This window comes from Trinickia symbiotica (assembly GCF_002934455.1).
Classification (GTDB): domain Bacteria; phylum Pseudomonadota; class Gammaproteobacteria; order Burkholderiales; family Burkholderiaceae; genus Trinickia; species Trinickia symbiotica.
Genome location: NZ_PTIR01000056.1, coordinates 1 through 2,331 on the forward strand (window position 1 = coordinate 1; position 2,331 = coordinate 2,331).

Sequence of the window (2,331 nt, forward strand, 5' to 3'; positions counted from 1 at the left end):
GGCGGGGAGTTGGCCTACCTTGGGTTGCACGCGGCACTGGGCTGCGCCGCCTCGGCAGCGGAGGGAGCCGGGTGCGAAGGCGGGGCCATTGGCGGAGCGGCTAGTGCGCTCGCTTCGCCGCTACTGTTGGGAGCGATCGATCCGACGGGTGCGGCACTCGATCCGGGCCAGCAAGCGGCGATGGCGGGGTTTGCGACGCTGGTCGGCGGAGGTTTGGCTGGGTTGGCCGGTGCGAACGCGCAGGGTGGGGCGACGGCGGCGCAGAACGAGGTGTTGAACAACACCGACAACCATCCGGAGAGTGCGGCGAAAAACGGTGGGGTGCTGGGCACGCTGGCAGGTGCATTCTCGGATCTGTTGAATGCGAACAACGCCGCGAAGAGCTGGGTGCAGGGGCAGATAAACCAGTTCATCGGCCTGATGAATGCCAACAGCGGACAGACGGGGCCGTCGGACGCGAACAATCAGCTTCCTGGCGGAGGCAATGACAACAATCCGAGTGGGACTGCCGGTGCGGTGGTAACTCCGTCCATTCCGATTCCGACGCCATATGGCGGAGTTGTGATGACTCCGCCTCTGATTGCGCCCGGTACGCCGATCTTGTCGAGTGGCGGCAGTGGCGATGACACTGGAGGCTCTGCGACGGGCCAAGAACCTGCTACAAGCAAGGTTGGTTTCGATACTTCAAACCTCGAAAGCAAGTTGGGTGGTTATCTGCTCGACCCGGCGCATCCGCAGAATCAGACCAAGGCTAACTGGTTCAGTCAAGCATTGGGCTTCGATCAAAGCAACTGGCAAGATTTGGCGAGTCAGTTGTATTTCGACCCGGCGACGGCGGTCCCGACGAAGACCACCCAATACGGGCAAACCTACGAGCAAGTCATCCCAATCACTGGGGCGAACGGAAAAACGATCGACACGACGTTCGTCTTTATGAAGGACAATTCCGGTACAGTTCGACTCGTAACTGGCATCCCCGCGAAAAAATGAACGTGATGAAAGAGAATGACACCTTCGTGTTGTCGAAATCGGTTGAAGCAACAGTGATTGGGGAGCGCAGGACTTTAGTGCTGCCAGTCGGGACTGTCGTCACCGTGGTGTTGGTGTTCGGCGATCCGAACGTGCCGGCTGCATATGAAGTTGAGGCGTTCTTTCCGAAGGAAGATGTGTATGCGCTCGCAACGGTGGAGGCTCGTGACGTTGGCTAATTGGACAACAGCACGGCAACCCGATTGCTTCGAGTTGCCGTGCATGAGGTCACTTAGGCATGCGTGATGACGAGCTTGCCGAGTTGGACTTCGATCTTGAGTCGTTGGTAAGGCATGAATCCGGCTTGCTCGAGCCAGCGACCGGAGAGCTTGAACCAAGGCACGAGAGGCGGGGCGGTGCGTCGGCGAGGTGAATAGGGGCGCCAGCGTGGCGATTGCTGGATCGTGACGCTGCGCGAGGGGTGAGCGTCGTCAAATGCTTTAAGATTGGCGTCAGCCATATCGACTCCTGGTATGAGTTGATGGTGGTTAGCGGGTCGTGAGTGTTGGAAGCACTTGCGGCCCGCGCTGCGTTTACGGCGATGGAAGGGGTGCCGTTCTCCTGTTGGTGGTGATGTTAAGTCTTTGATTGTATTAAAAATCAGTAGACCTAACCATTGGTCGATTGGCCTAGGACGGCGGGTAATGCAGTGCGGGCCATGCGGCCCGATACCTCAACGAATAAAGAAGTGCCGGTCCGGAGCGGCCCGGAAATCCTGGCCGGTGGCCAGGATTGGTGACGAAGGGTTTGTGCGGGCCGGTGGGCCCGAAGAGGTGACGAAGAAGGTTCGTGCGGCCCGTTGGGCCGAGGGGTACGAAGGGCCGGGGGTAAATCGCCTGGCGGCTGCCGCCGTCCCTTTGTGCCGTCGTCATCCGTCAGTCGATTGAACATAACGCGGACATTATCCACGGCCGGTGCCCGGCCGTGGATAACGCAGCGTTATGTCTTGCGCCCCCGGCCCTGATGCATGGCGCTGGCGCGCAAAGCTGATGGGCCCCGCCCTCCCGGCTGTCTGCTGCGCGCGGGCTACGGCCGCGATGCGTCCTTCGCTCCGTGCTCGCAGCCTGACTCCCGTCCGCCCCCAAGGGGCTCCCTGTTTAGCCGTTGCTGCGCAACGGAAAGCAACTCCAACGAAAAATCGCGGTTTGGCATGCGGTGCAAGCCGCAAAGTCGTCTTGCACCGCAGAGCCTGAGCGTGGCGAACCGATCGGGTCGGTAACGCCAGTCACTGAGGCACCAGCATTGAAGCCGATACCGTTCGTAGTGCTATAGGTAATGCCGTTGGTCAACCCCGCCGTCAGT

General features: G+C 60.4%; 4 protein-coding genes. 2 read left to right on the forward strand and 2 right to left on the reverse strand.

Features of this window, described 5'->3' with window-relative positions:
- Together B0G57_RS30680 and B0G57_RS30685 are read left to right on the forward strand one after the other, a co-directional pair.
- A partial coding sequence (locus tag B0G57_RS30680; RefSeq protein ID WP_324603368.1) for a DUF6883 domain-containing protein occupies window positions 1–990 on the forward strand: 990 nt, incomplete at its 5' end.
- Complete coding sequence (locus B0G57_RS30685; protein WP_018443589.1) at window positions 987–1,208, forward strand: hypothetical protein; 222 nt, start codon at window positions 987–989, stop codon at window positions 1,206–1,208. The genes B0G57_RS30680 and B0G57_RS30685, both read left to right, overlap by 4 nt.
- Before the next feature lie 53 nt (window positions 1,209–1,261).
- On the opposite strand, the gene B0G57_RS30690 is transcribed toward B0G57_RS30685, so the two are convergent.
- Both B0G57_RS30690 and B0G57_RS32060 read right to left on the reverse strand, forming a co-directional pair.
- Window positions 1,262–1,489 carry a SymE family type I addiction module toxin gene (locus B0G57_RS30690; RefSeq protein WP_018443588.1) on the reverse strand — a complete coding sequence of 76 codons (228 nt, stop codon included), beginning with the start codon at window positions 1,487–1,489 and terminating at the stop codon, window positions 1,262–1,264.
- A 637-nt stretch (window positions 1,490–2,126) separates the two neighbouring features.
- The coding region (locus B0G57_RS32060) for a hypothetical protein (RefSeq protein WP_035469622.1) at window positions 2,127–2,331 on the reverse strand (205 nt) is incomplete at its 5' end.